This window comes from Kaistia sp. SLG-1, from assembly GCF_059699055.1.
The window spans coordinates 534,935-560,267 of record NZ_AP048544.1 but is presented as its reverse complement, the minus strand read 5'-3'; the positions used below and the strand labels follow the sequence as shown (position 1 = coordinate 560,267).

The window sequence follows — 25,333 nt, the reverse complement described above, 5'->3', positions numbered from 1 at the left end:
CCGCCCGCCCCGGCGGCGACGTCTCGGGCGGGCGTTGCAGCATCGGCCAATCCTGTTGCAGCGACAAGATCTTAATCCTCGAAATCTCGCCCGTTTTCGCACCGCGCAAGCAGTCATTTTGGCAGTGCAGCGCGAATACTGCCGATACCGTAGCTGCGTTGACAGGTAAATATGTTCGTCCTAGAAAAAAAGAGGCGTCAAAATACAGGGGAGACGCACCGAACACCAAAATAACAAGTCGCCGCGCAAAACGGTCGCAAGTATCAGGCGGCACATCCAGGGAGAGAAACCATGACCTTCACTTGGAAGGCGAGCGCTGGTCTTTTGACCTTTGCTCTCCTGAGCGGGACGGCGTTGGCCGAACCGAAGACCAACCTGCTGCACCAGTGGGCCACAGGCTCCGATGCCGCGGCGATCGCCAAGCTCGGCGAAATGTACACCGCCGCCGGCGGCAAGTGGGAACAGACCTCGATCGCCGGCCACACGTCGAACACGCTCGCCAAGCTGCGCGCCGACGTGATCGCCGGCAACGCGCCGCCGGCCGTCCAGCTCAAGGGCCCCGAGATCGCCGAGTGGAACGCGACGGGCATGACCGCCAATCTCGACGAGCTCGCCGCCGCCGAGGGCTGGGAAAAGGTCGTCGCGCCCGAGCTTCTGCCGGTGATGAAGCCGACCGGCAACTGGGTCGCCGCGCCGATGAACATCCACCGCATCAACTGGCTGTGGTCGTCGCCGAAGGTGCTCAAGGCAGCCGGCGTCGAGGGCATCCCGAAGACCTGGGCGGAGTTCAACGCCGCCTGCGAGAAGGTCGTCGCCTCCGGCAAGATCTGCATCTCGCATTCGACCGCCGACTGGACGGATTCGACCGTCCTCGAAGTCGTGCTCTACGGCCAGGACATCGACCTCTACCGCAAAGCCTTCGTCGAGGGCGACGTCGACGCGCTGCGCAGCGAGGGCATGGTCAAGGCTCTGACCCAGCTTCGCCTGATGACGTCGAAATACATGGATCCCGGCATGGTCGGCCGTGACTGGGATTCGATGTCGGCGCTGGTCGGCCGCGGCGACGCCGCCTTCCACATCATGGGCGACTGGACCATCGGCCTGCTGACGGCGGCCGGCTTCAAGGAAGGCGTCGACTACAACTGCACCCAGGCGCCGACAGATTGGGGCAAGCCCGGCTTCATCCTGAACTCCGACTCCGTCGTCTTCTTCAAGCAGAAGGATCCGGACTTCATCGAAGGCCAGCAGCTGCTCGCCAAGACGATCCTGTCGCCGGAATTCCAGACGGTGTTCAACCAGGCCAAGGGCTCGATCCCGGCCCGGCTCGACGTCGACCTGTCGCACGGCTTCAACCCCTGCCAGCAGCTGTCGCAGAAGGACCTGCAGGCATCGATCGACGGCAACACGCTGGTCCGCTCGATGGCCCACAACATGACCATCCCGCAGAAGTTCCGCGGCGCGATCATGGACCAGGTCACCGAGTTCGTGAACACGCCCGCGATGACGCCGGAACAGGCGGCGACCGCGATCGCGGATGCCGTCGAGGCCCAGATGTAACGAACCCTTCGTCGGGCGCGGTGCCGCGCGCCGCGCCCGATCCTTCGTTTTCATGCAAGGGCCAGCCATGTCGACCATCGATGCTGAAGCCGGCCGGGTTTCCGGACCGGAAGCTTCCGGCCCCACATGGCGGGAACGCCTGACCCGGATTTCGCCCATCCTCATTCTCGCGCCATCGCTGGCGGCGTCGTTCATCTACGTCTTCGTCTTCACGATCTGGACGCTCTACATCTCGCTGTCGAATTCCTCGCTCCTGCCCAGCTACGGCTTTGTCGGGCTCGACAATTACGTGTCGCTCTGGAGCAACCGGCGCTGGAACATCGCCTACAGCAACCTGTTCCTCTTCTCCGCCCTGTACATCGCCGGCGCCATGGCGATCGGCCTGCTGCTGGCCATCCTGATCGACCAGCGGGTGCGCGGCGAGGCGATCTGGCGGACGATCTTCCTCTATCCGCTCGCCGTCTCCTTCATCGTCACCGGCACGGTCTGGAGCTGGCTGTACAATCCGGTCGACGGCATCCAGATGCTGGTGCGGAGCCTCGGCTGGACCGATTTCAACTTCGCGCTGGCAGCCGACCGCAACACGGCGATCTACGCGATCATCATCACCGGCATCTGGCAGAGTTCCGGCTTCGCCATGGCGCTGTTCCTCGCCGGCCTCCGCTCGGTCGACCCCGATCTCGTCAAGGCGGCGCAGATCGACGGCGCCTCGGCCTTCCGCACCTATCGGCGGGTGATCCTGCCGGTGATCGCGCCAATATTCCTCGCGGTCGCCGTCGTGCAGATCCAGTTCGCCATCAAGACCTTCGATCTCGTCGCGGCGCTGACGCGCGGCGGCCCGGGCATCTCGACCACCTTCCCGGCCATCTATGTCTACGACCTGATGTTCCAGCGCGGCCAGATCGGCGAAGGCGCCGCCGCCGCGATCATGATGCTGGCGGCCCTCGCCGTCGTCCTGGTGCCCTATTCCTTCTTCGTCGTCTGGCGCCATCGCAGGGAGAGCCGACATGACTGACGCCACGCTCGCCCGGGTGCACGACCAGGAGGCGGCCGCCGCCTTCCGCCGGCACTTCTTCAGCCGGGTCGTGATCTACGGCCTGCTGTCGCTGTTCGCGATCGTCTATCTCGTGCCGCTGCTGGTGGTGGTGTTCAACTCGTTCCGCGAGCAGCCGGAGATCGCGCAGAACGGCCTGATCGCCTTCCCGCGCAGCTTCGCCCTGCATGCCTGGTCGGAAGCCTGGAGCACCTACTGCATCGGCGGCACCTGCGAGGGCATGAAGCGCAACTTCCTGAACTCGCTCTGGATGACGGTCCCGGCGACCCTGCTCTCGACGCTCCTCGGCGCGCTGAACGGCTACGTGCTGTCGAAATGGCGCTTCAAGGGCTCGGAAGTCTTGTTCACGCTGATGCTGCTCGGCGTGTTCATGCCGGGGCAGATCGCGCTGATGCCCTGGGCCTTCATCCTCGGCAAGCTCGGCCTGACCAACTCGACCTACGGGCTGATCCTCGTCCACGTCGTCCAGGGCATCTCGTTCACGACGCTGTTCTGCCGCAACTACTACGTCTCGATCCCGGACGACCTGATCAAGGCGGCGCGAATCGACGGGGCCGGGTTCTGGCGCATCTTCCGCAGGATCATCCTGCCGCTGTCGCCACCGATCCTGATCGTCACCGTGATCTGGCAGTTCACCGGCATCTGGAACGAATATCTGTTCGGCGTCGTGTTCACCTCCGGGCGCGAACAACCGATCACCGCCGCCCTCGTCGCGCTGACGGCGAGCGGCACCAATGTCCGCGCCTATGACGTGATGAGCGCGGCCGTGCTGATCGGCGCCATGCCGCCCCTGCTCGTCTACTTCCTCGGCGGCAAGTATTTCGTGCGGGGCCTCACCCAAGGTGCCATCAAGTGACGGCGCCCTCTCGTGACGAACGCGACCCAATGATGAGGCTTGCATGTCTTCGTTGACCATCCGCAACCTGCGCAAGAGCTTCGGCGCCGTCGAAGTGCTGAAGGGCATCAACATCGAGGCGCGGACCGGCGAGTTCATCGCACTCGTCGGGCCGTCGGGCTGCGGAAAGTCGACGCTGCTCGCCATGATCGCCGGCCTCGAAAGCGTCACCGAAGGCGAGATCCGCATCGGCGACCGGCTGGTCAATTCGGTGGCGCCGAAGGACCGCGACATCGCCATGGTGTTCCAGTCCTACGCTCTCTATCCGACCATGACGGTGCGCGAAAACATCACCTTCGGCATGGAGAGCCGCGGCGTGCCGAAGCCGCAGCGCGAGGAGGCGGTGAAGCGCGTCGCGGCCCTGCTGCAGATCGAGCCGCTGCTCGGCCGCAAGCCCGGCCAGCTCTCCGGCGGCCAGCGCCAGCGCGTCGCCATGGGCCGCGCCCTGGTGCGCGACCCGAAGCTGTTCCTGTTCGACGAGCCGCTCTCCAACCTCGACGCCAAGCTGCGCGTCGACATGCGCACCGAGATCAAGAAGCTGCATCACCGCGTCGGCAAGACGACGGTCTATGTCACGCACGACCAGGTCGAGGCGATGACGCTCGCCTCGCGCATCGCCGTGATGCACCAGGGCCAGGTGCAGCAGTTCGACGAGCCGCAGACGGTCTATGACCGGCCCGCGAACATGTTCGTCGCCGGCTTCATGGGCTCGCCGGCGATGAACTTCATTCCCGCGACGCTGGCGACCGACGCTGAGGGCCGCCCGGCGGTCTCCTTCAAGGCGACGGGCGGCACGGCGATCCTGGCGCTGCAGGACGGCATCTCGCCGGGCGCGCCGGGTCGCGAGGTCATCCTCGGCGTCCGGCCCGAGCATATCTTCCGCTTCTCGCCGGAGCTGAAGGCGGCCAAGAAGAGCATCGCCAGCCTCGACGCCCCCGTCGAGATGGTCGAGCCGACCGGCGCCGAGACGATCGGGCTGATGCGGGTCGGCGACCTCGAGGTCACCGGCCGCTTCGATCCCGACGAGGCGCCGCGCATGGGCGAAACGATCACGCTCGGCATCGACATGTCGCATGCCTGCCTGTTCGATCCCACCACCCGCAACCTGATCTGACCGATCGGCTGATCCTTCCCTTCAAGACCCAGACCCGACAGGCCGCATGCCATGAATTTTGCCAAATATCCGAGCCTCTCCGGGCGCGTCGTCCTTGTGACCGGCGGCGCCTCCGGCATCGGCGCCGACATCGTCCGCGCCTATGCCGGCAGCGACGCGAAGGTCGTCTTCGTCGACATCCAGGAGGAGGCCGGCGAGGCGCTCGCCGACGAACTCAAGGGCGCGCAGCACAAGCCCCTCTTCCGCCGCTGCGACCTGACCGACGTCGAGGCGACGCAGGCGGTGATCGCCGAGACCGGCCGCGACGTCGGGCCGATCGCCGTCCTCGTCAACAACGCCGCCAATGACGACCGCCGCGAGGTCGACGAGGTGACGCCCGACTACTGGGACTGGTCGCAATCGATCAATCTGCGGCCGCAGTTCTTCACCGCCCAGGCGGTGCGGCCGCAGATGCGGCAGCTCGGCTATGGCTCGATCATCAACTTCTCGTCGATCGCCTGGCGCGGCGGCGCGCCCAATATGCCGGCCTACACCGCCGCCAAGGCGGCGATCCTCGGCCTGACGCGCAGCCTCGCCCGCGCCTTCGGCGCCGACAACATCCGCGTCAACGCGATCGAGCCGGGCGCGGTGATGACCGAGAAGCAGCATGCGCTCTGGTACAAGACGCCGGAAAGCGTCGACGCACTCGTCCGCCTGCAATGCATCCGCAAGGTTCTGCAGGGCGACGAGATCGCCCGCACGGCGCTGTTCCTCGGCGCCGACGACAGCCGCATGATCACCAAGCAATCCATCATCGTCGACGGCGGCCTGATCTAGAACGCCGCGCAAAAATCCCTTCGCCGGAACGGAATCGTCATGCTGCAAGTCGGACTGAACCCCTATGGATTGACCTATCATCTCGGCCTGCAGGGGCACGGCACGCCGCGCGCCAATCCGGACGGGCGCGGGCTCGAAGGCTTCATCGCGCTGGCCGAGGAGCTGGGCGCAAAGACGCTCGAGATCTTCGAGCCGTGGATCGCCAGGCTCGACGATGTCGGGGCGGCGGCGCTGAAGGAGAGGCTCGCCGCGCTCGGCATGACGCCGGTGATCAGCAGCGGGCTGAACCAGGGGCCGCTCGACAGCGCCTTCCGCTCGGCGGCGCGGCTCGACGCCAAGCTGATCCGCGTCTGCCTGACGTCCGTGCTCTGCGGCGACCGTTATGCTGCCGGCGACAAATGGCACGAATACGTGCGCGGTGCGCATGCGGCGCTCGCCGAATATGCGCCGCGCGCCGTCGCCGAGGGGCGGACGCTGGTGATCGAGAACCACCAGGACTTCACCTCCGACGAGTTGGTCGGCTTCTGCGAGGAAGTCGAGGGCGGCGTCGGCATCTGCTACGACACGGGCAACACGCTGCCGGTGGCCGAGGCGCCGCTCGACTTCACCCGCCGCATCGCGCCCTGGGTCCGGCACGTCCATCTCAAGGACTACAACGTCCAGTTCACCGACGAAGGTTTTCGTCTCGTCCGCTGCGCGATCGGCGACGGCGCCGTGCCGTTCAAAGAAGTGCTGGCGATCCTCGGCGAGCACCATGAGCGGCTGACCGCCGTGCTGGAGCCGGGCGCGCTCGACGTCCGGCATGTGCGGCTTCTGACGCAGGACTGGTGGAACGGCTATCCGCCGCGCTCCGCCCGCTCGCTCGCCGCCTGCCTCCAGGCCGCCCGCCGCAACCGCCTCGCCGACGACGCCGACTATCGCACGCCGTGGGAACGCGGCGACGACGGCGCGCTCGTTTCCTACGAGCTCGACATGATCCGGCGCAGCGTCGCCAACATGAAGGCGCTCGGCGTCATGGCCTAGGCCGCCCCCTTTCAGATTTTCAACGCAGATCCCTTCGGGGGCAGACAAGGAGCTCGCAAATGAGCAAGGAACTCTCCGGCAAAGTCATCTTCGTCACCGGCTCGGGCCGCGGCCTCGGCCGCACCATGGCCGAGAAGCTGGCGAGCCTCGGCGCCGACGTCGCCATCCACGACCTCGACTGGACGGGCCCGGCCAAATATGGCGAGGCGAAGGACCTCGGCGAGGTCGCGGAGCAGATCGCCAAACACGGCGTGCGCACCGTCGCCGTCACCGGCAATATCGGCGACCCGGCCGCCGTCCAGAAGATGAAGCAGGAGATCGAGGCGAAGCTCGGCACCGTCAACGTGCTGGTCAACTGCGCCGGCGGCGACATCGGCGCCTCCGGCAACAAGCCGAAGCCGAACGACGCGCTCAACATCTCGTTCGAGGACATCCAGGTCCTCACCAACAACAATCTGATCGGCACCATGCTGGTCTGCCAGGCCTTCGTGCCGCCGATGGTTAAGGCCGGCAGCGGCTCGGTGATCAACATCGCCTCGGCGGCGGCGCATATGGGCTGCTCGCCGGAAGTGGTCTATTCGACGCTGAAGGCGGCCGTCGTGCATTACACGCGCTGCCTCGCCAAGGAGCTTCTGGAAGAAGGCGTGCGCATCAACGCGGTCAGCCCCGGCCCGACCAAGTCGGCCCGCTTCCAGGCGACCCGCGTCGTCGACCCCGTGAAGATGGATTCGTCGGGAAAATCGTTCAACCGCTACGCCGAGCCGGCCGAGATCGCCGACGCGGTGGCCTTCCTCGCCGGCGACGGCTCGAAGTTCATCAACGGCCAGGTCCTCCGCGTCGACGGCGGCCTGACGCTGTTCCCGGGGTAAGCCGGGCCTCGAAGGAGGGTCCAGGGAGCGCACGCGACCTTGGCTGCCTTCGGAGGCGCTCCACTGGACCCTCCTTCGAGGCTTCGCTGCGCGAAGCACCTCAGGATGATGGCGGAGCCGGTGGAGGCAACGCGTAGCAGGTCGCATCAATCGGCGGCAACCAGCCACAAACTCGCCGTCATCCCGGCCTCCGAGCCGGGATCCATTCAGCCGGAGCGTGGCCGCGCGAACCTCCCCATGCCTCGGCTGCATGGATCCCTGCTTTCGCAGGGATGACGATGGAGGGTGGGATGAGAAGCAGGTCTTTCCGGTGAGGCCGAAACCCCTCACCTGCCGGCGATATCGGCGGACATATCGCACAACGCCCGCCCCAAGCTCGCCGTCATCCCGGCCTCCGAGCCGGGATCCATTCAGCCGGAGCGTTGGCCGCGCGAAGCTCCCTAGGCCTCGGCCGTATGGATCCCGGGTCAAGCCCGGGATGACGGCGGAGGATGCGATGAGGGAGAGCCATTCCGGCGCGGCCCTAGAGAGCCCCTAGTAATCCCACTGCGCGCCGATGCCGAGCTCGTTGGAGCCGTCGGCGCCGGCGGCGCCCTGGATGCGGATGTTGCGGGTCAAGTCGACGTCGACCGTGACCTTGCTCGAATCCGGCGACGTCCCCTGCTGCACGCCGATATAGACCTTGTCGTTCAGCCGCTTGCCGATGCCGACCTGGCCGCCCTTGCCGGAGGCATCGGTGCCGATGGAAAGGGAATCGACGCCCAGCGACTTGCGCACGGAATCGAGCACGCCCGGTCCCCGGCCCGAGAACTGCGCCACGGTCTGCGCCACCTGCAGCGCCTGTCCCGGCGTCAGCGTGCTGATCGCCCGGCCGAACAGCAGCCGCGCGATCACCTCGTCCTGAGGCAGCGTCGGCGTCGAGGCGAAGCTCACCTCCGGCGCCGAGGCGTTACCGGTGATGATGATGCTGGCAACGACATCGCCGCCGGTGGTGTCGGCCTTGAAGTCGAGCTCCGGATCGAGACTGCCGTTGAAGGTGATCTTGCCCTGGGTGAAGTCGAGCTGGCGGCCGACGACGTTGAAGCGGCCGCGCTTCAGCTCGAAGCCGCCCAGCGTCACCATGTCGGCCGTCGTGCCGCGAAGCGTCAGGTCGCCGCCGAACTCCGCGTCCATGCCCATGCCGCGCACGAACACGCCGTTCGGCGCCGAGACGCGAAGGTCGAGATCGGCGACGAAGGGGCTCGCCGGCTGGGTCTTCTTCTTCGCCGTGGCGGCGGCGCGGGCTTTCGCCTGCGCGCGGATGCCGGTCTTGGCCGCCGGCTGCTTGCCGGTGTTGACGTGTCGGACGGAGAGCGGGTCGAGACCGCCCGAGGGGATGTCGGCGATGTTGATGTCGAGGTTGCGGACCTTGATCTGGCCGACGATCTTCGGCCGCGTCGCGACGGGACCCTGGATGTTGATGTTGCCGTCGGCGACGAGCCGCATCAGGTCGCTGGAGACCAGCGTCGCCTTCTGCAGCGTGACCTCGATGGCGGCCGGGAAGCCCTGCGCGGGATCGAGGCCGATATTGCCCTTGCCGACGATGCGGCCGCCCTGGACGGTCTGGGCTGCGAAGGAGGTGACCTGGACGGCGCGATCCGTGCCGGTCAGCACCGCCTCGATGTTGGAGAGCGCGATGCCGTTCAGCGAATCATTGTAGCTGCCGCCCGAGACGCGCACCGTGCCGGAGGCGCGCGGCGCCGCGGTCGGCCCGGCGAGCGCGGCGTCGATGACGGCCTTGCCGCGCACGGTGCCGCCGGAGGTGGCGAGCGCCGTGTTGGCGATGGCGAGGTCGATGGCGCCCTTGATCTTCAGATCCATGTCGCCGCTGGCGATCGGCACCGAGCCGTTGATCGTCAGGCCGGAGACGGAGGGCGCGTTGATGGTCGCCTCGACGCCGACCCGGCCGCCGCCGAGATTGCCCTTCGCGGTGATGTCGAACGGACCGAGGCCGGCCCGCGCGATATCGGCATTGGTGAGCTTGGCGATCCGGAGATCGTAATTGCCGGCTGGCGCGGCGGCCTTGCCGGTAATCCGCGCCGTGCCGCTCAGCGTGCCCTTCATGTCGAGCGTCGGCGCGGCGAGAGCGAGCGGCAGGTTGCGCAGGTCGACATTGAGATCGAGCGTCTCGCCGGCCTTGCCGCTGATCGTCGTGCGGCCGTCGCCGGTCGCGAGCACCAGCCTGTCGATGGAAACGCCGCCCTTGGCGATCGCGATGTTGGCGGGCTGCGCCAACGTCACATTGGTGCCGGGGCGGGCGATCTTCAGCGCATCGAGGCGGACATTGGTCGCCTCGCCCGCCGGCGAGATCCGCGCCTTGGCGTCGATGCTGGCGCCGAGCAGCGCCGTGTCGAGCGTGACATCGGTGGCGCTGCCGGCGCTCTTCGCCGTGACCGTCGCCTTCTCGATCGTCTGGCCGCCGGCGACGACGCCGGAGAGCACCACCTTGCCGTCGATCACCGGCGTGCCGGAGAGATCGACGAGGCGGGCGTTGATGTCGGCCTTGTCGACGCGGTTGCCGGCGACGCGGATTCCCGCGGCCGAGCCGTCGACGGCGACGCGCTGCGCACCGTTCGCCGCGTCGAGCACTATTGTTGCGTCGAGGCGGCCCGCGAGCTCCGTCAGCACCAGCGCCGAGAGATCGGCGAGGTTGGAGGCGGCGATGGTGATCTTGCCGTCGACGAGGCCGGAGGGCGCGAGCGCCGCCGCGCCCTTGGCGCGCACGGCGCCGATGGCGAGGTCGAGGTCGTCGACGCGTCGGCCGCCATCGGCGAGCGAGGTCAGCCTCGCGCCGCCCTTGGCGGTCTTGCCGGCGAGCTTGCCGTCGAGCGCGACCGTGCCGCCGGGCAGGCCGGTCAGATCGGTGAGGTCGACGGTGAGCGCCAAATTCTCGATCTTCTGGTCCATGGCCATGCCGGCGGGGATCGCGACCTTGCCGGTCAGCCCGAGCGCGTCGAGGCCGCCGGTGAAGCGGAGATCGGCATTGGCGGCGCCGGAGACGCGCGGATCGAGCTGCTTCAGATCGGCGAGCTTCACCCGCGCGGTCAGGTCGGCGGCTGATTTCTCGATGCCGCCATCGACGGCGACGTCGAGGCCGCGGGCGGCAAGCGTCAGCCCGTTGACGGCGATGCGGCCATCCTCGGCCAACGAGACGGAGCCCTTGACCCGGCTTTCGCCGGCGAAGAAATCGTCGACCTGGGCGATGCCGGTGCTGATGTCCTTCGACGACCCGTCGAGATCGACGGCGACGCGCCGCTTCGACGGATCGGCGTCGATCTTGGCATCGAGCACGGCGCTGCCTGTGAGTGGGCGTCCGGCGAGGCCGGAGAAGGCGGCGAGGTTCAAGCGCTCGAGCCGGAGCGCGCCCTTGACGTCGTTCGCCGCCGCGGTGCCGGCGAAGGCGAGGTCCAGCGGCTCCAGCGCCACCGTGGCCGAGGTCAGGACCGGGCCGGAATCGCCGACGGAGCCTGCCGCCTGCAGCCGGGCCGACTTGCCGAGCGCGGCGACGACCTTCGGATCCTCGGCGGAAAGGCCGGTCGCGGTGCCGTCGACAGTGAAATCGAGGCCGCCGGCGCTGGCAGGCGTCGTCTTGGCGGTGATCTTCAGGTCGGCGACGCCATAGCCGGAACCGGCGAGCGACTGCGCGGAGAGCGTCGCGTCGACCGTCGGCGTGGCAAACGGGCCGTTGACGGCGGCGTTGAGGCGCCAGCCGGACCAGGTCACGCCGGGGGCGAAGGCGGCGAAATGCGAAGGGTCGCCGCCGACGAGATCGAGCGTGACATCCGCCGTCTTCGCCTTGGTGTCGAGGCTGCCGACCAGCGCCAGGCCGAAGCCGGCGGCGGTGGCGTTCAGCCCCTCGATGGCGATGCGGCCTTCCGGCTCGAGGATCGCCGAGCCGAGCAATGTCGTCCGGTCGGCGAAGAGCGGGCGGATCGAGGCCGGAACCAGTCCGGCGATCTCTCCGGCGAGATCGAGCATGACGCGGCGGCCGTTCTCGACCTGCTTGACGGCGGCGGTGCCGCCGAGATTGCCGGCGCTGCCCGCGTCGAGCGCGATGCGGCCGTCCCAATTGTCGAGCGGCGCGTTGCCCTTGACCGAGAGCGACAGTGCCGGAAGGCCTTCGATCTCGGCGAGGCGCGCGACGAGGCCGCCGGCGGGCTCGGAAGCGGTGACGTCGAGATAGAGCGAATCGGTGCCGTTGCCGGGGGCGTAGCGGACGCTGCCCTTGATCTCGCCCGGCGCATCCTCGCGCAGCAGCGCGAAATCGAGCGCCAGTCCCTCGGCAAGATCGACCAGGCGGGCCGAGGCCTGCAGGTTGAGGACCGCGGCCATGCCGAGCACCGGCTCGCCGATATCGATCTTGGCGATGTCGAGCCGATCGAGCGCGACGCGGATGAACGGAATGCCGCCGCCGGAGCTCTTCTCCGCCGGCGCCGGCGGCAAAACCGGCTGGCGCGACACAGCGACTTGGGCCGCCGAGAGATCCGCGATCGAGACCTTGCCGGAGAGGAGCGACAGCGGATGCCAGGCGAGGTGCAGATTGTCGACCGAGGCGAACGGGCCGGTGGCGTCGGCGACCTCGATCCGGGCGATCGTCAGGTTGGACGGCACGAAGCCGGAAATGCCGTCGATGCGGACGGTCAGCCCCTCGCTGCTGGCGAGCCGGCTGCCGACATTCGCAAGCATGCGCAGGCCCGGACCTGTCTGCAGGAAGCCGAACGCGCCGACGAGCGCGATCAGGAGGACGATGAGGCCAACGCCGAGCCAGCGCAGGATCTTGAGGGCGCGGGTCATCAGAACGACTGTCCAAGGCTGATATAGATGCCGTAGCCCTTGTCGTCGGGCTCCGGATTGAGCGGTATGGCGACATCGAGCCGGACGGGGCCGATGCCGGTATAATAGCGCAGACCGAGGCCGGCGGAATATTTTAGATCGCCGAGATCGGGGACCGAGCCCTCGGAAGCCGCGCCCATGTCGAAGAAGGGCACGATGCCGATGGTATCGGTGACCTTGATGCGCGCCTCGGCCGAGGCCGTCAGGTAGCTGAGACCGCCGATGATGTCGCCCTGGGCGTTGCGGGGGCTGGCCGACTGGTAGTCGTAGCCGCGCAGCGATCCGCCGCCGCCGACATAGAAGCGCCGCTGCGGCGGCACGTCGAGCAGGTCGGCGCCGAAGATCGTGCCGGCGGAGATCCGGCCGGCGAGGATGTAGCGCTTGTCCTCGTCGAGGGCCTTGTAGGACGACAGCGAGCCCTTGAACATCATCGGGCCGGCGCTGGCCTGGCCGAGATAGGCGAAGGGCTCGAAGGTGCCCGCGGCGCGGATGCCCTTGGAGGGATCGAGCGGATTGTCGGTGGTGTCGTAGGCAATGTCGATCGGAACGCCGACGATGGTGTCGTCGCGCGAGCCGCTGGAATCCTGGACATGCGACTGTTCGAGATCGAGGCCGATCTGCACGGAGAACTGGTCGGAATAGTTGCGCCGGACACCGCCCGTGAAGGTCACCGCCTCGCGGACATAGGCGTCGGTGACTTCGCGCAGCACCGCCGCCTGGGCGACGAGGTCGTCGATCGGCGTCAGGATGCCCGGCTTGCCGAAGGTCGCGGCGAAGCGGTAGCCGAGCGGATTGGAATCCGGCACGGCGCTGGACGAGCCGCCGAACCACGACACCTGGCCGTCGAGGCGCAGCGTCTCGGCGCCGCCGAACAGGTTGCGATGTCCCCAGAAGGCGTTGATCGACGAACCGTCGGTCGAGGAATATTTGGCGCCGAAGCCGACATAGCGCGGCTTGCGCTCGGTCACCTCGACATCGACCGGCAGGCGGCCGTCGGCGTCGAGCTTGTCGCCCTCGCGGATGCGGACGCCGGAGAACGCCTCGTAGCGCAGCAGCGATTTTCGCGTGTCGGCGAGGCGCTGCGGCGAGAACATCTCGCCCGGAATGATGCGCACCCGCTCCTGCACGAAGGAGGGGCGGACCTTTTCCGCGCCGGAGACCGTGACGGGACCGAAGGCGACCGCCGGGCCGGCGTTGACGACATAGGTGACGTTGACGAGGTTCGTCGCGTGGTCGGCGACGACGTCCTTGTCGACCACCTTGGCGAAGGCGTGGCCCTTGTCGCGGTAGAAATCGGTGATGTGGCTCTCGGCGTCGAGGATGGCGGAGGATTTCGCCTCGCCGCCGGGCTCGATGCCGAGCTGGCGCAAGGTCGGTGCCATCGGCAGCGGACGGTTCCGCTCGTCGACAAGCGTGATGCTGCCGAAATGGAACAGCGGCCCGGTCGTCACGTCGATCTCGACCGGGACCGGGCCCGCCGGACGGGCGGCCTCGATCGCCTGCAGGATATCGGGCGCGTCGAGCGCGCGGCCGGCGATCGTGATGCGGATGGAGCCGGCGTAGTAACCGTTCGAATAGAGCGCCCCGGTGATCTGGTCGATGTCGGCGCGGGCGCGCCGGAGCAGGCCAGCCGCCCCGGACGGCGGCGACTTCCGCATCGAATAGAGATTGGAGGCGGCGGTGATCGCCTTGCGCAGCGAGCGCGCGGCATCGGGGACGTTGACGGTCGGCTTGTAGGGGACGGCGTCGGCGACCGGCTCGACTTTCTCCTTGCCGAAAAGCGACCGGATGCCGTTGAGGAATCCACCGTCCTGCGCGTAGGTAACTGTCGACCCCGCCACCACGATGACCATTGCCGACGCGACGGTCTGGCGAATCCTGCGCCGAGAGCGGGTGCCGCGCGGTTTAAGGACAGGGACTTTCAACAGTACAACACCCATACACGCCGCCGGAACGCTACATCGGCCGATTACGCTCCTGTCTCTATGAGACTATCCTTAACATTTACCATACATGGCCGTTCCTGCCACCACCGCGCGTCGGCGACGTGCGCGTCACGCAACCGAAATGCACAACGCGACAGTGCGGCGCTACGATAATAAGGCGGGCTTGAATTCGGCGAGCATGGTCGGGAGCAGTTCGGACACGGTCGGGTGGATGTGGACGCCGCGCCGGACCTGCTCGAACGGCCGGCGCGCATACATGACGTCAATCAGCGAGTGCACCGCCTCGTCGCAGCCGGTGCCGAGCAGGGCGGCGCCGAGGATCTCGCCGCTGTCGGCGTCGGCGACGATCTTCATGAAGCCCTGCGTCTCGCCCTTCTCGATCGCCCGGCTCACCCGCGTCATCGGCCGCTTCGAGACCAGGACGCGCTTGCCGCTATGGATCGCCTCCGCCTCGGTGAGGCCGACGCGGCCGAGCGGCGGATCGGTATAGAGCGCATAGACGGGAATGCGGTCGGTGACGCGCCGAGGATCGTCGTCGAGCAGGTTGGCGGCGACGATCTCGAAGTCATTGTAGGAGGTGTGGGTGAAGGCGCCGCGACCGTTGCAGTCGCCCAGCGCCCAGATGCCGTCGACATTGGTCCTGAGCGCGTCGTCGACGATGACGTAGCCATGCGCGTCGAGGGCGATGCCCGCCTTCGCGACATCGAGATCGTCCGTGTTCGGCCGCCGACCGGTCGCGACCAGCAGATGCGAGCCGGAGACGGTGCGCATCCCGTTCGGCCCGTCATGGCTGAGCGCGATCATGCCGCCCGCCGCGGCGCCGTTGGTGGCCCGTCCGACGCTGAGGCTGGTGGCGCCGACGACGATGTCGATGCCCTCCGCCGAAAGGATCTCGGCGATCGCCCGCGAGATGTCCTCGTCCTCGCGGCGGACCAGGCGCGGCCCCGTCTCGAACACCGTCACCCGGGCGCCAAAGCGGCGATAGGCCTGCGCGAATTCCAGCCCGACATAGCTGCCGCCGATGACCAGGAGGTGCTCCGGCACGGCGTCGATGTCCATCATCGTGCTGTTGGTGAGATGCGGCACGTCGGCGATGCCGGGAATGTCGGGGATCGCGGCGCGGCCGCCGACATTGATGAAGATCCGGTCGGCGGAGAGCTCGTCATCGCCGACCTGCACGCGCCTGGCATCGAGAAAGCGGGCATGGCCGCGATAGAGCGTGCAGTTCTCCATGCCGTCGATCCAGGCCGTGACGCCGTCGCGCGAGGCGCCGGAGACGGCGTCGGCCCGCGCCTTCACCTTGCGCATGTCGATGCCGACCGAGCCCTCGATCACCACGCCGTACTCGGCGGCGCGGCGCGCCATCTGCGCCGCCTTGGCGCTGGCGACCAGCGTCTTGGTCGGCGTGCAGCCGGTGTTGACGCAGGTGCCGCCGACGAGGTTGCGTTCGATGATGGCGACCTTCTGGCCTGCGGCGCTCAACCGGCCCGCGAGCGGCGGACCGGCCTGTCCGGTGCCGATGATGATGGCGTCATAGGCAGGCATCAGGCATCTCCATGAATCGGGCTGCTACATCGGGCTGCGGGATACGTGGCTACTGAAGACTTGCGGGCGGGGAATAGATGTCCGGGGTCTTGGTCTCTGAAGTCTTGGTCTCTGAAGTTCTGGTCGAAGTCCTGGTCTTTGAACGCGGAAGGCTGGCGTCGGGTTCAGTCGGTGACGAGATCGGCATATTCCGGATGGTGGCCGATATAGGCGTCGACGAAGGGGCAGAGCGGATGGATCCGCGCGCCCTGGTCGCGCAGCCTGTCGAGCACGGCGCGAACCAGCTTGGTGCCGATGCCGCGACCGCTGAGTTCCGGCGGCACTTCGGTATGGACGAGTTCCACGACATCGCCCTGCAGCCGATAGAGGATGAAGGCGACATGACCGTCGAGCTCCATCTCGAACCGCGTCGGCGTGATCTGAAGTTCCGGCTGGTCGCTCATGGTTGCTCGCCCGGCGCTGGATGCGCCCTGCGAGGCTAGCAGGTCGGACGCCGCGCCATAAGTGGCGGAATCGCGGAGTTTTTCGCGAGCGCCCGCAATTTCATGCCTCGTCGCACCCCTTCCCGCAGCATCGAAATCCACAGCGCCGCCCAAAACACCGCCGGCTTGCCGAAACTTTCGCCCTTGACGAAAAGCCCCTCCTGCAGAAATTATCAGATGTCAGACCAATTTTAGCTCACGTCCGATCGGGGACCCAGCGTGATCAAGACGACCCTCTCGTCAGACACCAGGCAGCGCGCCGGCGAGCCGATCGCCTTTCCGGGCCTCACCCCGCTTCCCGCTTCCGACCGCGCCGGCACGGTGATGAAGGCGCTGGCCGATTTCATCGCGCTCTCCGGCCTGAAGCCGGGCGAACGGCTGCCGACGGAACGCGAGCTGATGCAGGCGCTGGCCGTTGGCCGGTCGACCGTGCGCGAGGTGATCCGCCAGTTCCAGGCGCTCGGCGTGATGGAATCGCGCAAGGGCAGCGGCACCTATCTGCTGCGCGGCATCTCGTCCGACACCATCCACATGCCGCTGCAGATCGATGCGAGCGACATGCGCGAGGGCCTCCTGGCGACGCTCGACATAAGGCGCGGGCTCGAGGCCGAGGCGGGCGCGCTGGCGGCGGTGCGGCGGACCGAGGCCGACCTCGCCACCATCGAGGAACGGCTGATCGAGCTGGAGCGCGTCCATCGCGCCGAGGGGACCTCGGGCGAGGCCGATCTCGCCTTCCACCTCGCCGTCTACGACGCCTCGCACAACCCGATGTTCGGCCAACTGCTGGAGCAGATGCGCGGAACCTTCCAGAACTTCTGGACGAAGCCGTTCAACCGGCCCGATTTCGCCAATCGCTCGCATCCGATGCATCGCAAGCTCTTCGAGGCGATCGCGGCGCAGGACGCCGACCGCGCCCGCCGAGAGACCCTCGCGATCCTCGAGATCGTCGAGGAAGACATCCGGGAGATGTCGCAGGACACCGCCCCCCATCCCGACAAGGTAATGAAATGAACGATAGCGTAGCGGCCTTCGACCACGCCTCCCTCGTCGCCGCCCATGACGACGCCAACGCCTATGAGGCGGTGGTGCCGCCGATCGTGCAGACCTCGCTCTTCACCTTCTCGTCCTATGCCGAGATGGAAGAGACCTACAAGGGCAACAAGGTGCGGCCGGTCTACAGCCGCGGCCTGAACCCGACCGTCCGCATCTTCGAGGAGAAGGTGGCGGGCATGGAAGGCGCCGAGGACGGCCTCGCCTTCGGCAGCGGCATGGCGGCGATCTCCTCGACGGTGATCACCTTCGTCAAGCCCGGCGACCGCATCGTCTGCGTGCGCCACGTCTATCCCGACGCCTACCGCCTGTTCGAGACGCTGCTCTCGCGCTACGGCGTCAGCGTCACCTATGTCGACGGCCGCGACGAGGCGGCCGTGGCGGCGGCGCTGCCGGGCGCGGCGCTCTTCTACATGGAGAGCCCGACCAGCTGGACGATGGAGACGCATGACGTCAAGGCGCTGGCGGCGCTCGCCAGGAGCCATGGCGTCATCACGGCGATCGACAACAGCTGGGCCTCGCCGGTGTTCCAGCAGCCGATCAAGCTCGGCGTCGATCTCGTGCTGCATTCGGCGTCGAAATATCTCGGCGGCCACAGCGACGTCGTCGCCGGAGTCGTCGTCGGCTCGAAGGCGCTGGTCGGCAAGATCCGCTCCGGCACCCTGCCCTATCTCGGCGGCAAGCTGTCGCCCTTCGACGCCTGGCTGCTGGTGCGCGGCCTGCGCACGCTGCCGATCCGCATGAAGGCGCATGAAGCCGCCGCGCTGCATGTGGCGCGCCGCCTCGCCGATCACGACGCCGTCGCCTCCGTGTCCCATCCCGGCCTCGCCAACGCGCTGCCGCCCGGGCTTTCCGGCACGTCGGGCCTGTTCTCGTTCACCTTCCGCGATGGCGTGGTCGATATCCCCGCCTTCGCCGACAAGCTTCGGCTGTTCAAGCTCGGCGTCAGCTGGGGCGGCCATGAAAGCCTCGTCGTGCCCGCCCAGGTCGTGCGGGTACAGGCGGCAGGACCCAATTCGGCGATCGACTTCGGCGTCGACGCCAACATGGTCCGCCTGCATGTCGGCCTCGAGGGGGCCGACGCACTTTGGGACGATCTCGCCGCGGCGATCGAATCCGCCCGGCGTCCGTAACCAACACTCAAATCAACAGAGGGAGAAACCACCATGTTCAGGAAGATCGCCGCAGCGGCCGTGATGACGGCGCTGCTCGCCGGATCGGCGCTCGCCGACACCAAGCTGAAGCTCGTCGAAGTGATCACCAGCCCGGAGCGCACCGAGACGCTGAAGGGCATCGTCAAGACGTTCGAGGAAGCCAATCCCGGCACCACCGTCGAGATCATCTCGCTGCCCTGGGGCCAGGCCTTCGAGAAGTTCGCGACCATGGTCGCCGCCGGCGAGACGCCCGACGTCATGGAAATGCCGGACACCTGGCTGTCGCTCTATGCCAATCGCGGCATGCTCGAGAACCTCGAGCCCTACATCGCCAAGTGGGATGAAGCGTCCGACCTGAACGACCGCGCCCTCGAGCTCGGCCGCTCGGTCAAGAACACCGCCTACATGCTGCCCTACGGCTTCTATCTGCGCGCGATGTTCTACAACAAGAACCTGTTCAAGGAAGCTGGTGTCACCGAGGTTCCGAAGACGCTGGCCGAGTTCGAAGAGGCCGCCAAGAAGGTCTCGGCGCTGCCGGGCAAGTCGGGCTACTGCATGCGCGGCGGCCCCGGCGGCCTGAACGGCTGGGTGATGTTCGGCGCGACCGCCAACGGCGACAACGCCTTCTTCAAGGAAGACGGCACGTCGACCTTCGCCGATCCGGGTTGGGTCAAGGGCCTCACCTACTTCACCGATCTGTACAAGAAGGGCTATGCCCCGAAGGACAGCGTCAACTGGGGCTTCAACGAGATCGTCGCCGGCTTCTATTCCGGCACCTGCGCGATGCTCGACCAGGATCCGGACGCGCTGATCGCCATCGCCGAGCGGATGAAGCCGGAAGACTACGGCATCATGACCATGCCGAAGGGCGAGAATGGCAAGACCTTCCCGACGATCGGCTTCGCCGGCTGGTCGATGTTCTCGACCGCTTCCGACAAGGAAGCCGCCTGGAAGCTGCTCGCGGCGCTTGAAGGCAAGGAAGGCAACATCGCCTGGAACAAGAAGACGGGCGCGCTGCCGGCCCGCAAGTCGGCCGAGACCGATCCGTTCTATTCGAGCGAGCAGTTCAAGGGCTGGTTCGAGGAGCTTTCCGACAAGGACGTCGTCCCGACCGTGATGCCGAGCTACCTGCCCGAGTTCGCCTTCTTCAAGGACTCGGTGGTGATCAAGACCAGCCAGCAGGCGCTGCTCGGCGAGATCACGCCGGAAGAGCTCGGCCAGCAGTGGGCCGAGTACCTGACCAAGAGCCAGCAGAAGTTCCTGGCCAACAAGTAAGGCGCGCGCCGGCGGGCTCGCCCGCCGGCCGATACGACCGCCCGGCCCTCCCTCGCGGAGGGCCGGAGACCGGCCGGGAAGGTTGCGGGAATGACGCGTTCCCTCGTTCGAGCGACGGCGCCTCCCGAAACCCATTTCCGCGACTGCGACCGCCGCCGAACCGAGGCCCAGCAGGCTGCGAAGAGACCAGAGGGATCGACTTTCGATGACAGAGGCCGTGAACGCCGCCCCCTACGGGCGTGACCGACGACCGTTCCTGCGGCGACTCGCCATGGCGAGCGAGCCCTATCTCTATTCCGCCCCGGCCCTGATCCTGATCGTCACGGTGATGCTGGTGCCGCTGGTGATCGGCATCTCCTACGCCTTCCGCGACATCACGCTGCTCGATCCGTTCTCGGGCGGCTTCATCGGCCTCGATCATTTCCGCGCCATCGCCAAGGACAAGACCTTCTGGCAGGCACTCAAGAACACCGTCTACTGGACCGGCTATTCGGTAGCGCTGCAGTTCTTCCTCGGCCTGATCCTGGCGCTGCTGCTCGACAAGCCCTTCTTCGGCCGCGGCCTGGCGCAGGCGCTCTGCTTCCTGCCCTGGGCGGTGCCGAGCTTCCTGTCCGGCCTCAACTGGGCGATGCTGTTCAACCCCATCGTCGGCCCGATCCCGCACTGGCTGTTCGCCCTCGGGCTGATGGACGCGCCGGACAACCTGCTGTCGAGCCCGGACCACGCCATGTGGGGCCCGATCATCGCCAATGTCTGGTGGGGCATCCCCTTCTTCGCCATCACGCTTCTGGCCGCGCTGCAGTCGATCCCGCGCGATCTCTACGAGGCGGCGGCCATCGACGGCGCCACGCCGTTCCAGCGCTTCCGCTCGATCACCCTGCCCTTCCTGGCGCCGACCATCGCCATCACCGTCATGCTGCGCACGGTCTGGATCGCCAATTTCGCCGATCTGATCGTCGTCATGACCAATGGCGGCCCGGCCGACCGGACGCAGATCGTCGCCAGCTACATCTTCACCCAGGCCTTCCGCAGGCTCGATTTCGGCTACGCCTCGGCGATCGCGATGGTGCTGCTCGCACTGCTGCTCGTCTATTCGATGCTGATCATCCTGCTGCGCCAGACGCTGCTCAGGGAGCGCTGAGACCATGACCAGCAACAAGCGCATCGTCGCCACCGTCGCCCACCGCGTCGCCATCCTCGCTTACGTGGTGTTCGCCCTCTTCCCGCTGTTCTGGGTGCTCAAGGTCTCGGTCACGCCGAACGACCTGCTCTATTCCGAGGGCGTTCGCCTCTGGCCGTCCAGGACCGTGTTCGACCATTTCGACTTCGTGCTGCGGCACAGCGACTTCCCGCTGTTCTTCCGCAACTCGATGATCGTGTCGCTGTCGACCGCCTTCATCGTCACCATCCTCGCCTCGCTCGGCGGCTATGCGATGTCGCGCTTCTCGTTCCGCGGCAAGTTCTGGATCGTCGGACTGATGCTTCTGACCCAGATGTTTCCGCTGGTGATGCTGATCGCGCCGATCTTCAAGATGCTGTCGCCGCTCGGCCTCACCAACAGCCTCTCCGGCCTGATCCTCGTCTATGTCGCCTTCAACGTGCCGTTCGCGACCTTCCTGATGCAGTCCTTCTTCGACGGTATCCCGAAGGACCTGGAAGAAGCGGCGATGATCGACGGCGCCACGCGCTTCATGGCGTTCCGCCAGATCATCCTGCCGCTGACGCTTCCCGGCATGGCGGCGACGCTCGGCTTCGTGTTCACGGCGGCGTGGAGCGAGTTGCTGTTCGCGCTGATGCTGATCTCCGGCGTCGACGCCAGCACCTTCCCGGTCGGACTTTTGAGCTTCGTCTCGAAGTTCTCGGTCGATTTCGGACAGATGATGGCCGCGGGCGTGCTCGCACTGATCCCCGCCTGTCTCTTCTTCTTCTTTATCCAGCGCTACCTCGTGCAGGGCCTGACGGCCGGCGCGGTCAAGGGCTGAGGGAGCATCGCAATGGCATCCATCGACATCACCGGCGTCCGCAAGGCCTACGGCGCCGTCAAGATCCTGCACGGCGTCGACCTGACGATCCAGGACGGCGAGTTCGTCGTGCTGGTCGGCCCGTCCGGCTGTGGAAAATCGACCCTGCTCCGCATGATCGCCGGCCTGGAGGACATCTCCGCCGGCGAGATCCAGATCGGCGGCAAGCGCGTCAACGAACTCGACCCCAAGGACCGCGACATCGCCATGGTGTTCCAGTCCTACGCGCTCTATCCGCACATGACGGTCGCCGGCAACATGAGCTACAGCCTCAGGCTGCGGAAGACGGCCAAGGAGAAGATCGCCTCGGCGATCTCAGGCGCGGCGGAAAAGCTCAGCCTGACGCCGCTGATGGAGCGCCGGCCCAAGGCGCTCTCCGGCGGCCAGCGCCAGCGCGTCGCCATGGGTCGCGCCATCGTGCGCAAGCCGAAGGCGTTCCTGTTCGACGAGCCGCTCTCCAACCTCGACGCACGGCTGCGCGAGCACATGCGCGGCGAGATCAAGAAGCTGCACCAGGACCTCGGCGCCACCTCGATCTACGTCACGCACGACCAGATCGAGGCGATGACTTTGGCCGATCGCATCGTCGCCATGAACGCCGGCATCGTGCAGCAGGTCGGCAGCCCGCTCGACCTCTATGACCGGCCGGCCAATCTCTTCGTTGCCGGCTTCATGGGTTCGCCGGCGATGAACATGTTCGAGGGCACCTATCGCGCCGGGAATGGCGGCAGCGTCGCGCTGGCGCAGGGCGTCGTCGTGCCGCTCGCCGGCCCGGCGCCGACGGCGGACGGCACCAAGGTGACGCTCGGCATCCGCCCCGAGCATGTCCTCGTCGGCAAGACCGGGCTCGAAGGCATCCAGGCGCGGATCGACCTGGTCGAGCCGACCGGCTTCGGCACCATCCTGCACGCCAACGCCTTCGGCAGCGACGTCAAGGCGTTCTCGCTGGAGCGCGGCCTCGCCGAGCGCGGCGATACGGTCAGCGTCTCGTTCCCGGTCGAGCGCATCCACCTGTTCGACACCGCGACCGGCGTGCGCATCGGCTAAGCGCCGCGGGCGCCGCGAATACCTGTCGCGCCCCGGCGCGGCACGGAATGGCTGGACCGGGCACCCCGCCCGGTCCATTCTCGGTTTCCGGATCGATGGAGGATCGTCCATGTCGAGCGCGCCCAACACCACCCCTTCGGCCGAGACCCGGCTCGCCCTGCTGGCGGAGCTCGAGAAGAAGATCCTCTGGCTGGCGGCGTGGACCATCCACAACGCCAACCATCTGCGCGACAATGCCGAGGGGCTGAAGATCGGCGGCCACCAGGCCTCGTCCGCCTCGCTCGCGACCATCATGACCGCGCTCTATCTCGACGTGCTGCGGCCGCAGGACCGCGTCGCGGTCAAGCCGCATGCGAGCCCGATTTTCCACGCCATCCAGTACCTGCTCGGCCGCCAGACCCGCGAGAAGCTCGAAAACTTCCGCGGCTACAAGGGGGCCCAAAGCTACCCCTCGCGCACAAAAGACATCGACGGCGTCGACTTCTCGACCGGCTCGGTCGGCCTCGGCGTGGCGCAGACGCTGTTCTCCTCGCTGGTGCAGGATTATGTCCGCGCCAAGAGCTGGAGCGCCAAGGATCGCCCCGAAGGCCGGATGATCGCGCTGGTCGGCGACGCCGAGATGGACGAGGGCAACATCTTCGAGGCCCTACTCGAAGGCTGGAAGCACGGCCTCCGCAACACCTGGTGGATTGTCGACTACAACCGCCAGAGCTTAGATGCCGTCGTCCGCGAGGGCCTCTGGCAGCGCTTCGAAGCGATCTTCCAGAACTTTGGTTGGGACGTCGTCGTCCTCAAATATGGCGTACTGCTCGAAGCGGCGTTCCAGGAGCCGGGCGGCGAGCGCCTGCGCGACTGGATCGACAATTGCCCGAACCAGCTCTATTCGGCGCTCTGCTTCCAGGGAGGCAGCGCCTGGCGCAAGCGCCTTCTCGACGAGATCGGCGACCAGGGTCCGGTGACGAAGCTGATCGAGGCGCGCTCCGACGCCGAGTTGGCGACGCTGATGACCAACCTCGCCGGCCACGACCTGCCCACCCTGCTCGACGCCTTCGCGAGAGCCGGCGAGCATGACCGGCCGACCTGTTTCATCGCCTATACGATCAAGGGCTTCGGCCTGCCGCTCGCCGGTCACAAGGACAACCATGCGGGCCTGATGAACCCGACCCAGATGGACGCGTTCCGCACCGCGATGAACGTCCGCCCCGGCCATGAATGGGAGAATTTTGAAGGCCTTTCGGCAGCACCGGAAGCGCTTCAGGCCTTCCTCGACGCCGTGCCGTTCAACCAGCGCGAAAAGGCTTCCGTCGCGCCGCATATCGATGTGCCGGCCGTGCTGCCCGCCCCCGGCGTCGGCGGCAAGGAGCTCTCGACCCAGGCGGGCTTCGGCCAGATCCTGAACGAGATCTCGCGCGAGGATTCCGACTTTGCCAACCGCATCGTCACCACCTCGCCCGACGTCACCGTTTCGACCAATCTCGGCCCCTGGGTCAACCGGCGCGGCCTGTTCGCGCTCGAGAACATGGCCGACACGTTCAAGGCCGAACGGATTCCCTCGACCTTCAACTGGGAATTCTCGCCGTCGGGCCAGCATCTGGAGCTCGGCATCGCCGAGATGAACCTGTTCCTCATGCTGTCGGCGCTGGGCCTCAGCCATTCCATCAACGGCGAGCGCCTGCTGCCGGTTGGCACGCTCTACGACCCGTTCATCTATCGCGGCGCCGACGCGCTGAACTATGCCTGCTACCAGGATGCCCGCTTCATCCTCGTCGCCACGCCGTCCGGCATCACGCTGGCGCCGGAAGGCGGCGCGCATCAGTCGATCGGCACCCCGCTGATCGGCATGGCGCAGGACGGGCTCGCCGCCTTCGAGCCCGCCTTCGTCGACGAGCTCGCCACCATCCTCCGCTTCGGCTTCGACTACATCCAGCGGAACGGCGACGGCGATCCGGACGAGCGCACCTGGCTGCGCGACCAGACCGGCGGCTCGATCTATCTGCGGCTGTCGACGCGACCGCTGGAACAGCCGGTCCGCACCATCGACGACGAGCTGTCGCGCGCCATCGTCGACGGCGCCTACTGGCTGCGCGAGCCCGGCCCGAACGCCGAGGTGATCATCGCCTATACCGGCGCCGTGGCGCCGGAGGCGATCGAGGCGACGGGGTTGCTCGCCGAGGACCGGCGCGACATCGGCCTGCTTGCCATCACCTCCGCCGACCGGCTCAACGCCGGCTGGACGGCGGCGGGGCGGGCGCGCGAGCGTGGGCTCGTCCATGCCCGGTCGCATGTCGAACGGCTGTTCGCCGACCTGCCGCATCATTGCGGCATCGTGACGGTGCTCGACGGCCATCCGGCGACGCTCGGCTGGCTCGGCTCGGTCGGCGGCCATCGCACCCGCTCGCTCGGCGTCGAGCACTTTGGCCAGACCGGCACCATCGCCGATCTCTACCGCCACCACGGCATCGACGCGCAGGCGATTGTTCGCGCGGCGCTGGCGCTCGCCCCGGAACGCCCGGTCCGCTACCTGCGCGAGGCGTCGGGACCGGGGGTGTAGGAGGGTTTCAACCTCTCCCTGGGCGAGAGGTGAAAGAGCACGGCATCGCAACACACACCGGC

General features: G+C 67.2%; 18 protein-coding genes. 14 read left to right on the top strand and 4 right to left on the bottom strand.

All coding sequences use genetic code 11. The features are described 5' to 3' along the window. Window positions 1-291 precede the first annotated feature (291 nt). The 7 genes from AC6HZP_RS02540 (at window position 292) to AC6HZP_RS02510 (ending at window position 7,328) form a co-directional block, all read left to right on the top strand. Complete coding sequence (locus tag AC6HZP_RS02540; RefSeq protein WP_497525261.1) at window positions 292-1,557, top strand: ABC transporter substrate-binding protein; 1,266 nt, start codon at window positions 292-294, stop codon at window positions 1,555-1,557. Window positions 1,558-1,624: 67 nt separating this feature from the next. Then, window positions 1,625-2,572 (top strand): carbohydrate ABC transporter permease, encoded by a 948-nt coding sequence (locus tag AC6HZP_RS02535; RefSeq protein ID WP_201402079.1) that lies wholly within the window; start codon window positions 1,625-1,627, stop codon window positions 2,570-2,572. Then, window positions 2,565-3,467, top strand: coding sequence for a carbohydrate ABC transporter permease (locus AC6HZP_RS02530; RefSeq protein WP_497525260.1), 903 nt, complete (start codon window positions 2,565-2,567; stop codon window positions 3,465-3,467). The genes AC6HZP_RS02535 and AC6HZP_RS02530 overlap by 8 nt, the downstream gene beginning before the upstream one ends. 43 nt (window positions 3,468-3,510) lie before the next feature. Continuing rightward, window positions 3,511-4,620, top strand: a complete 1,110-nt coding sequence (locus AC6HZP_RS02525; protein WP_497525259.1) for an ABC transporter ATP-binding protein — start codon at window positions 3,511-3,513, stop codon at window positions 4,618-4,620. Between the two features lie 51 nt (window positions 4,621-4,671). After that, window positions 4,672-5,436: an SDR family NAD(P)-dependent oxidoreductase gene (locus AC6HZP_RS02520; protein WP_497525258.1), complete on the top strand. Its 765-nt coding sequence runs from the start codon at window positions 4,672-4,674 to the stop codon at window positions 5,434-5,436. Window positions 5,437-5,475: 39 nt separating this feature from the next. Continuing rightward, window positions 5,476-6,459, top strand: coding sequence for a sugar phosphate isomerase/epimerase family protein (locus AC6HZP_RS02515; RefSeq protein ID WP_497525257.1), 984 nt, complete (start codon window positions 5,476-5,478; stop codon window positions 6,457-6,459). A gap of 59 nt (window positions 6,460-6,518) precedes the next feature. Then, complete coding sequence (locus AC6HZP_RS02510) at window positions 6,519-7,328, top strand: SDR family NAD(P)-dependent oxidoreductase (protein ID WP_497525256.1); 810 nt, start codon at window positions 6,519-6,521, stop codon at window positions 7,326-7,328. A gap of 534 nt (window positions 7,329-7,862) precedes the next feature. Here AC6HZP_RS02510 and AC6HZP_RS02505 read toward each other — a convergent pair. The 4 genes from AC6HZP_RS02505 to AC6HZP_RS02490 all read right to left on the bottom strand — a co-directional run bounded on the left by AC6HZP_RS02505 (window position 7,863) and on the right by AC6HZP_RS02490 (window position 16,134). Further along, window positions 7,863-12,161: a translocation/assembly module TamB domain-containing protein gene (locus AC6HZP_RS02505; RefSeq protein ID WP_497525255.1), complete on the bottom strand. Its 4,299-nt coding sequence runs from the start codon at window positions 12,159-12,161 to the stop codon at window positions 7,863-7,865. Then, on the bottom strand, window positions 12,161-14,041 hold the full coding sequence (locus tag AC6HZP_RS02500) for an autotransporter assembly complex protein TamA (RefSeq protein ID WP_244669746.1): 1,881 nt from the start codon (window positions 14,039-14,041) through the stop codon (window positions 12,161-12,163). The genes AC6HZP_RS02505 and AC6HZP_RS02500 overlap by 1 nt, the downstream gene beginning before the upstream one ends. A gap of 249 nt (window positions 14,042-14,290) precedes the next feature. Then, window positions 14,291-15,691 carry an FAD-containing oxidoreductase gene (locus tag AC6HZP_RS02495; protein ID WP_497525254.1) on the bottom strand — a complete coding sequence of 467 codons (1,401 nt, stop codon included), beginning with the start codon at window positions 15,689-15,691 and terminating at the stop codon, window positions 14,291-14,293. A gap of 164 nt (window positions 15,692-15,855) precedes the next feature. Then, entirely contained in the window at window positions 15,856-16,134 is a 279-nt protein-coding gene (locus tag AC6HZP_RS02490; RefSeq protein WP_201402070.1) for a GNAT family N-acetyltransferase, read from the bottom strand. Between the two features lie 363 nt (window positions 16,135-16,497). Between AC6HZP_RS02490 and AC6HZP_RS02485 the strand changes: the two genes are divergently transcribed. From AC6HZP_RS02485 to AC6HZP_RS02455, 7 genes are all read left to right on the top strand, one after another. Beyond that, a complete protein-coding gene (locus AC6HZP_RS02485) occupies window positions 16,498-17,184 on the top strand; it encodes a FadR/GntR family transcriptional regulator (RefSeq protein WP_497526723.1) in 687 nt (228 codons plus the stop codon). Beyond that, the gene (locus AC6HZP_RS02480) at window positions 17,181-18,356 is read left to right on the top strand and encodes a PLP-dependent transferase (protein ID WP_497525253.1); all 1,176 of its coding nucleotides are present in this window, start codon (window positions 17,181-17,183) and stop codon (window positions 18,354-18,356) included. The genes AC6HZP_RS02485 and AC6HZP_RS02480 overlap by 4 nt, the downstream gene beginning before the upstream one ends. Before the next feature lie 33 nt (window positions 18,357-18,389). After that, a complete protein-coding gene (locus tag AC6HZP_RS02475) occupies window positions 18,390-19,652 on the top strand; it encodes an ABC transporter substrate-binding protein (protein ID WP_497525252.1) in 1,263 nt (420 codons plus the stop codon). Between the two features lie 205 nt (window positions 19,653-19,857). Further along, window positions 19,858-20,793, top strand: coding sequence for a carbohydrate ABC transporter permease (locus AC6HZP_RS02470; protein ID WP_201402067.1), 936 nt, complete (start codon window positions 19,858-19,860; stop codon window positions 20,791-20,793). 4 nt (window positions 20,794-20,797) lie between these two features. Next, the gene (locus tag AC6HZP_RS02465; RefSeq protein WP_201402066.1) at window positions 20,798-21,634 is read left to right on the top strand and encodes a carbohydrate ABC transporter permease; all 837 of its coding nucleotides are present in this window, start codon (window positions 20,798-20,800) and stop codon (window positions 21,632-21,634) included. Window positions 21,635-21,646: 12 nt separating this feature from the next. Continuing rightward, on the top strand, window positions 21,647-22,720 hold the full coding sequence (locus tag AC6HZP_RS02460; protein ID WP_497525251.1) for an ABC transporter ATP-binding protein: 1,074 nt from the start codon (window positions 21,647-21,649) through the stop codon (window positions 22,718-22,720). Window positions 22,721-22,829: 109 nt separating this feature from the next. After that, window positions 22,830-25,271: a thiamine pyrophosphate-binding protein gene (locus AC6HZP_RS02455; protein ID WP_497525250.1), complete on the top strand. Its 2,442-nt coding sequence runs from the start codon at window positions 22,830-22,832 to the stop codon at window positions 25,269-25,271. The last annotated feature ends 62 nt before the right edge of the window (window positions 25,272-25,333 follow it).

What these genes read in the sequence shown, in the direction of transcription:
- AC6HZP_RS02470 (WP_201402067.1), top strand. Translation starts at nt 19,858, where the DNA reads ATGACAGAGGCCGTGAACGCCGCCCCCTACGGGCGTGACCGACGACCG.
- AC6HZP_RS02530 (WP_497525260.1), top strand. Translation starts at nt 2,565, where the DNA reads ATGACTGACGCCACGCTCGCCCGGGTGCACGACCAGGAGGCGGCCGCC.
- AC6HZP_RS02540 (WP_497525261.1), top strand. Translation starts at nt 292, where the DNA reads ATGACCTTCACTTGGAAGGCGAGCGCTGGTCTTTTGACCTTTGCTCTC.
- AC6HZP_RS02510 (WP_497525256.1), top strand. Translation starts at nt 6,519, where the DNA reads ATGAGCAAGGAACTCTCCGGCAAAGTCATCTTCGTCACCGGCTCGGGC.
- AC6HZP_RS02460 (WP_497525251.1), top strand. Translation starts at nt 21,647, where the DNA reads ATGGCATCCATCGACATCACCGGCGTCCGCAAGGCCTACGGCGCCGTC.
- AC6HZP_RS02515 (WP_497525257.1), top strand. Translation starts at nt 5,476, where the DNA reads ATGCTGCAAGTCGGACTGAACCCCTATGGATTGACCTATCATCTCGGC.
- AC6HZP_RS02485 (WP_497526723.1), top strand. Translation starts at nt 16,498, where the DNA reads ATGAAGGCGCTGGCCGATTTCATCGCGCTCTCCGGCCTGAAGCCGGGC.
- AC6HZP_RS02525 (WP_497525259.1), top strand. Translation starts at nt 3,511, where the DNA reads ATGTCTTCGTTGACCATCCGCAACCTGCGCAAGAGCTTCGGCGCCGTC.
- AC6HZP_RS02475 (WP_497525252.1), top strand. Translation starts at nt 18,390, where the DNA reads ATGTTCAGGAAGATCGCCGCAGCGGCCGTGATGACGGCGCTGCTCGCC.
- AC6HZP_RS02495 (WP_497525254.1), bottom strand. Translation starts at nt 15,691, where the DNA reads ATGCCTGCCTATGACGCCATCATCATCGGCACCGGACAGGCCGGTCCG.
- AC6HZP_RS02490 (WP_201402070.1), bottom strand. Translation starts at nt 16,134, where the DNA reads ATGAGCGACCAGCCGGAACTTCAGATCACGCCGACGCGGTTCGAGATG.
- AC6HZP_RS02465 (WP_201402066.1), top strand. Translation starts at nt 20,798, where the DNA reads ATGACCAGCAACAAGCGCATCGTCGCCACCGTCGCCCACCGCGTCGCC.
- AC6HZP_RS02455 (WP_497525250.1), top strand. Translation starts at nt 22,830, where the DNA reads ATGTCGAGCGCGCCCAACACCACCCCTTCGGCCGAGACCCGGCTCGCC.
- AC6HZP_RS02505 (WP_497525255.1), bottom strand. Translation starts at nt 12,161, where the DNA reads ATGACCCGCGCCCTCAAGATCCTGCGCTGGCTCGGCGTTGGCCTCATC.
- AC6HZP_RS02520 (WP_497525258.1), top strand. Translation starts at nt 4,672, where the DNA reads ATGAATTTTGCCAAATATCCGAGCCTCTCCGGGCGCGTCGTCCTTGTG.
- AC6HZP_RS02480 (WP_497525253.1), top strand. Translation starts at nt 17,181, where the DNA reads ATGAACGATAGCGTAGCGGCCTTCGACCACGCCTCCCTCGTCGCCGCC.
- AC6HZP_RS02535 (WP_201402079.1), top strand. Translation starts at nt 1,625, where the DNA reads ATGTCGACCATCGATGCTGAAGCCGGCCGGGTTTCCGGACCGGAAGCT.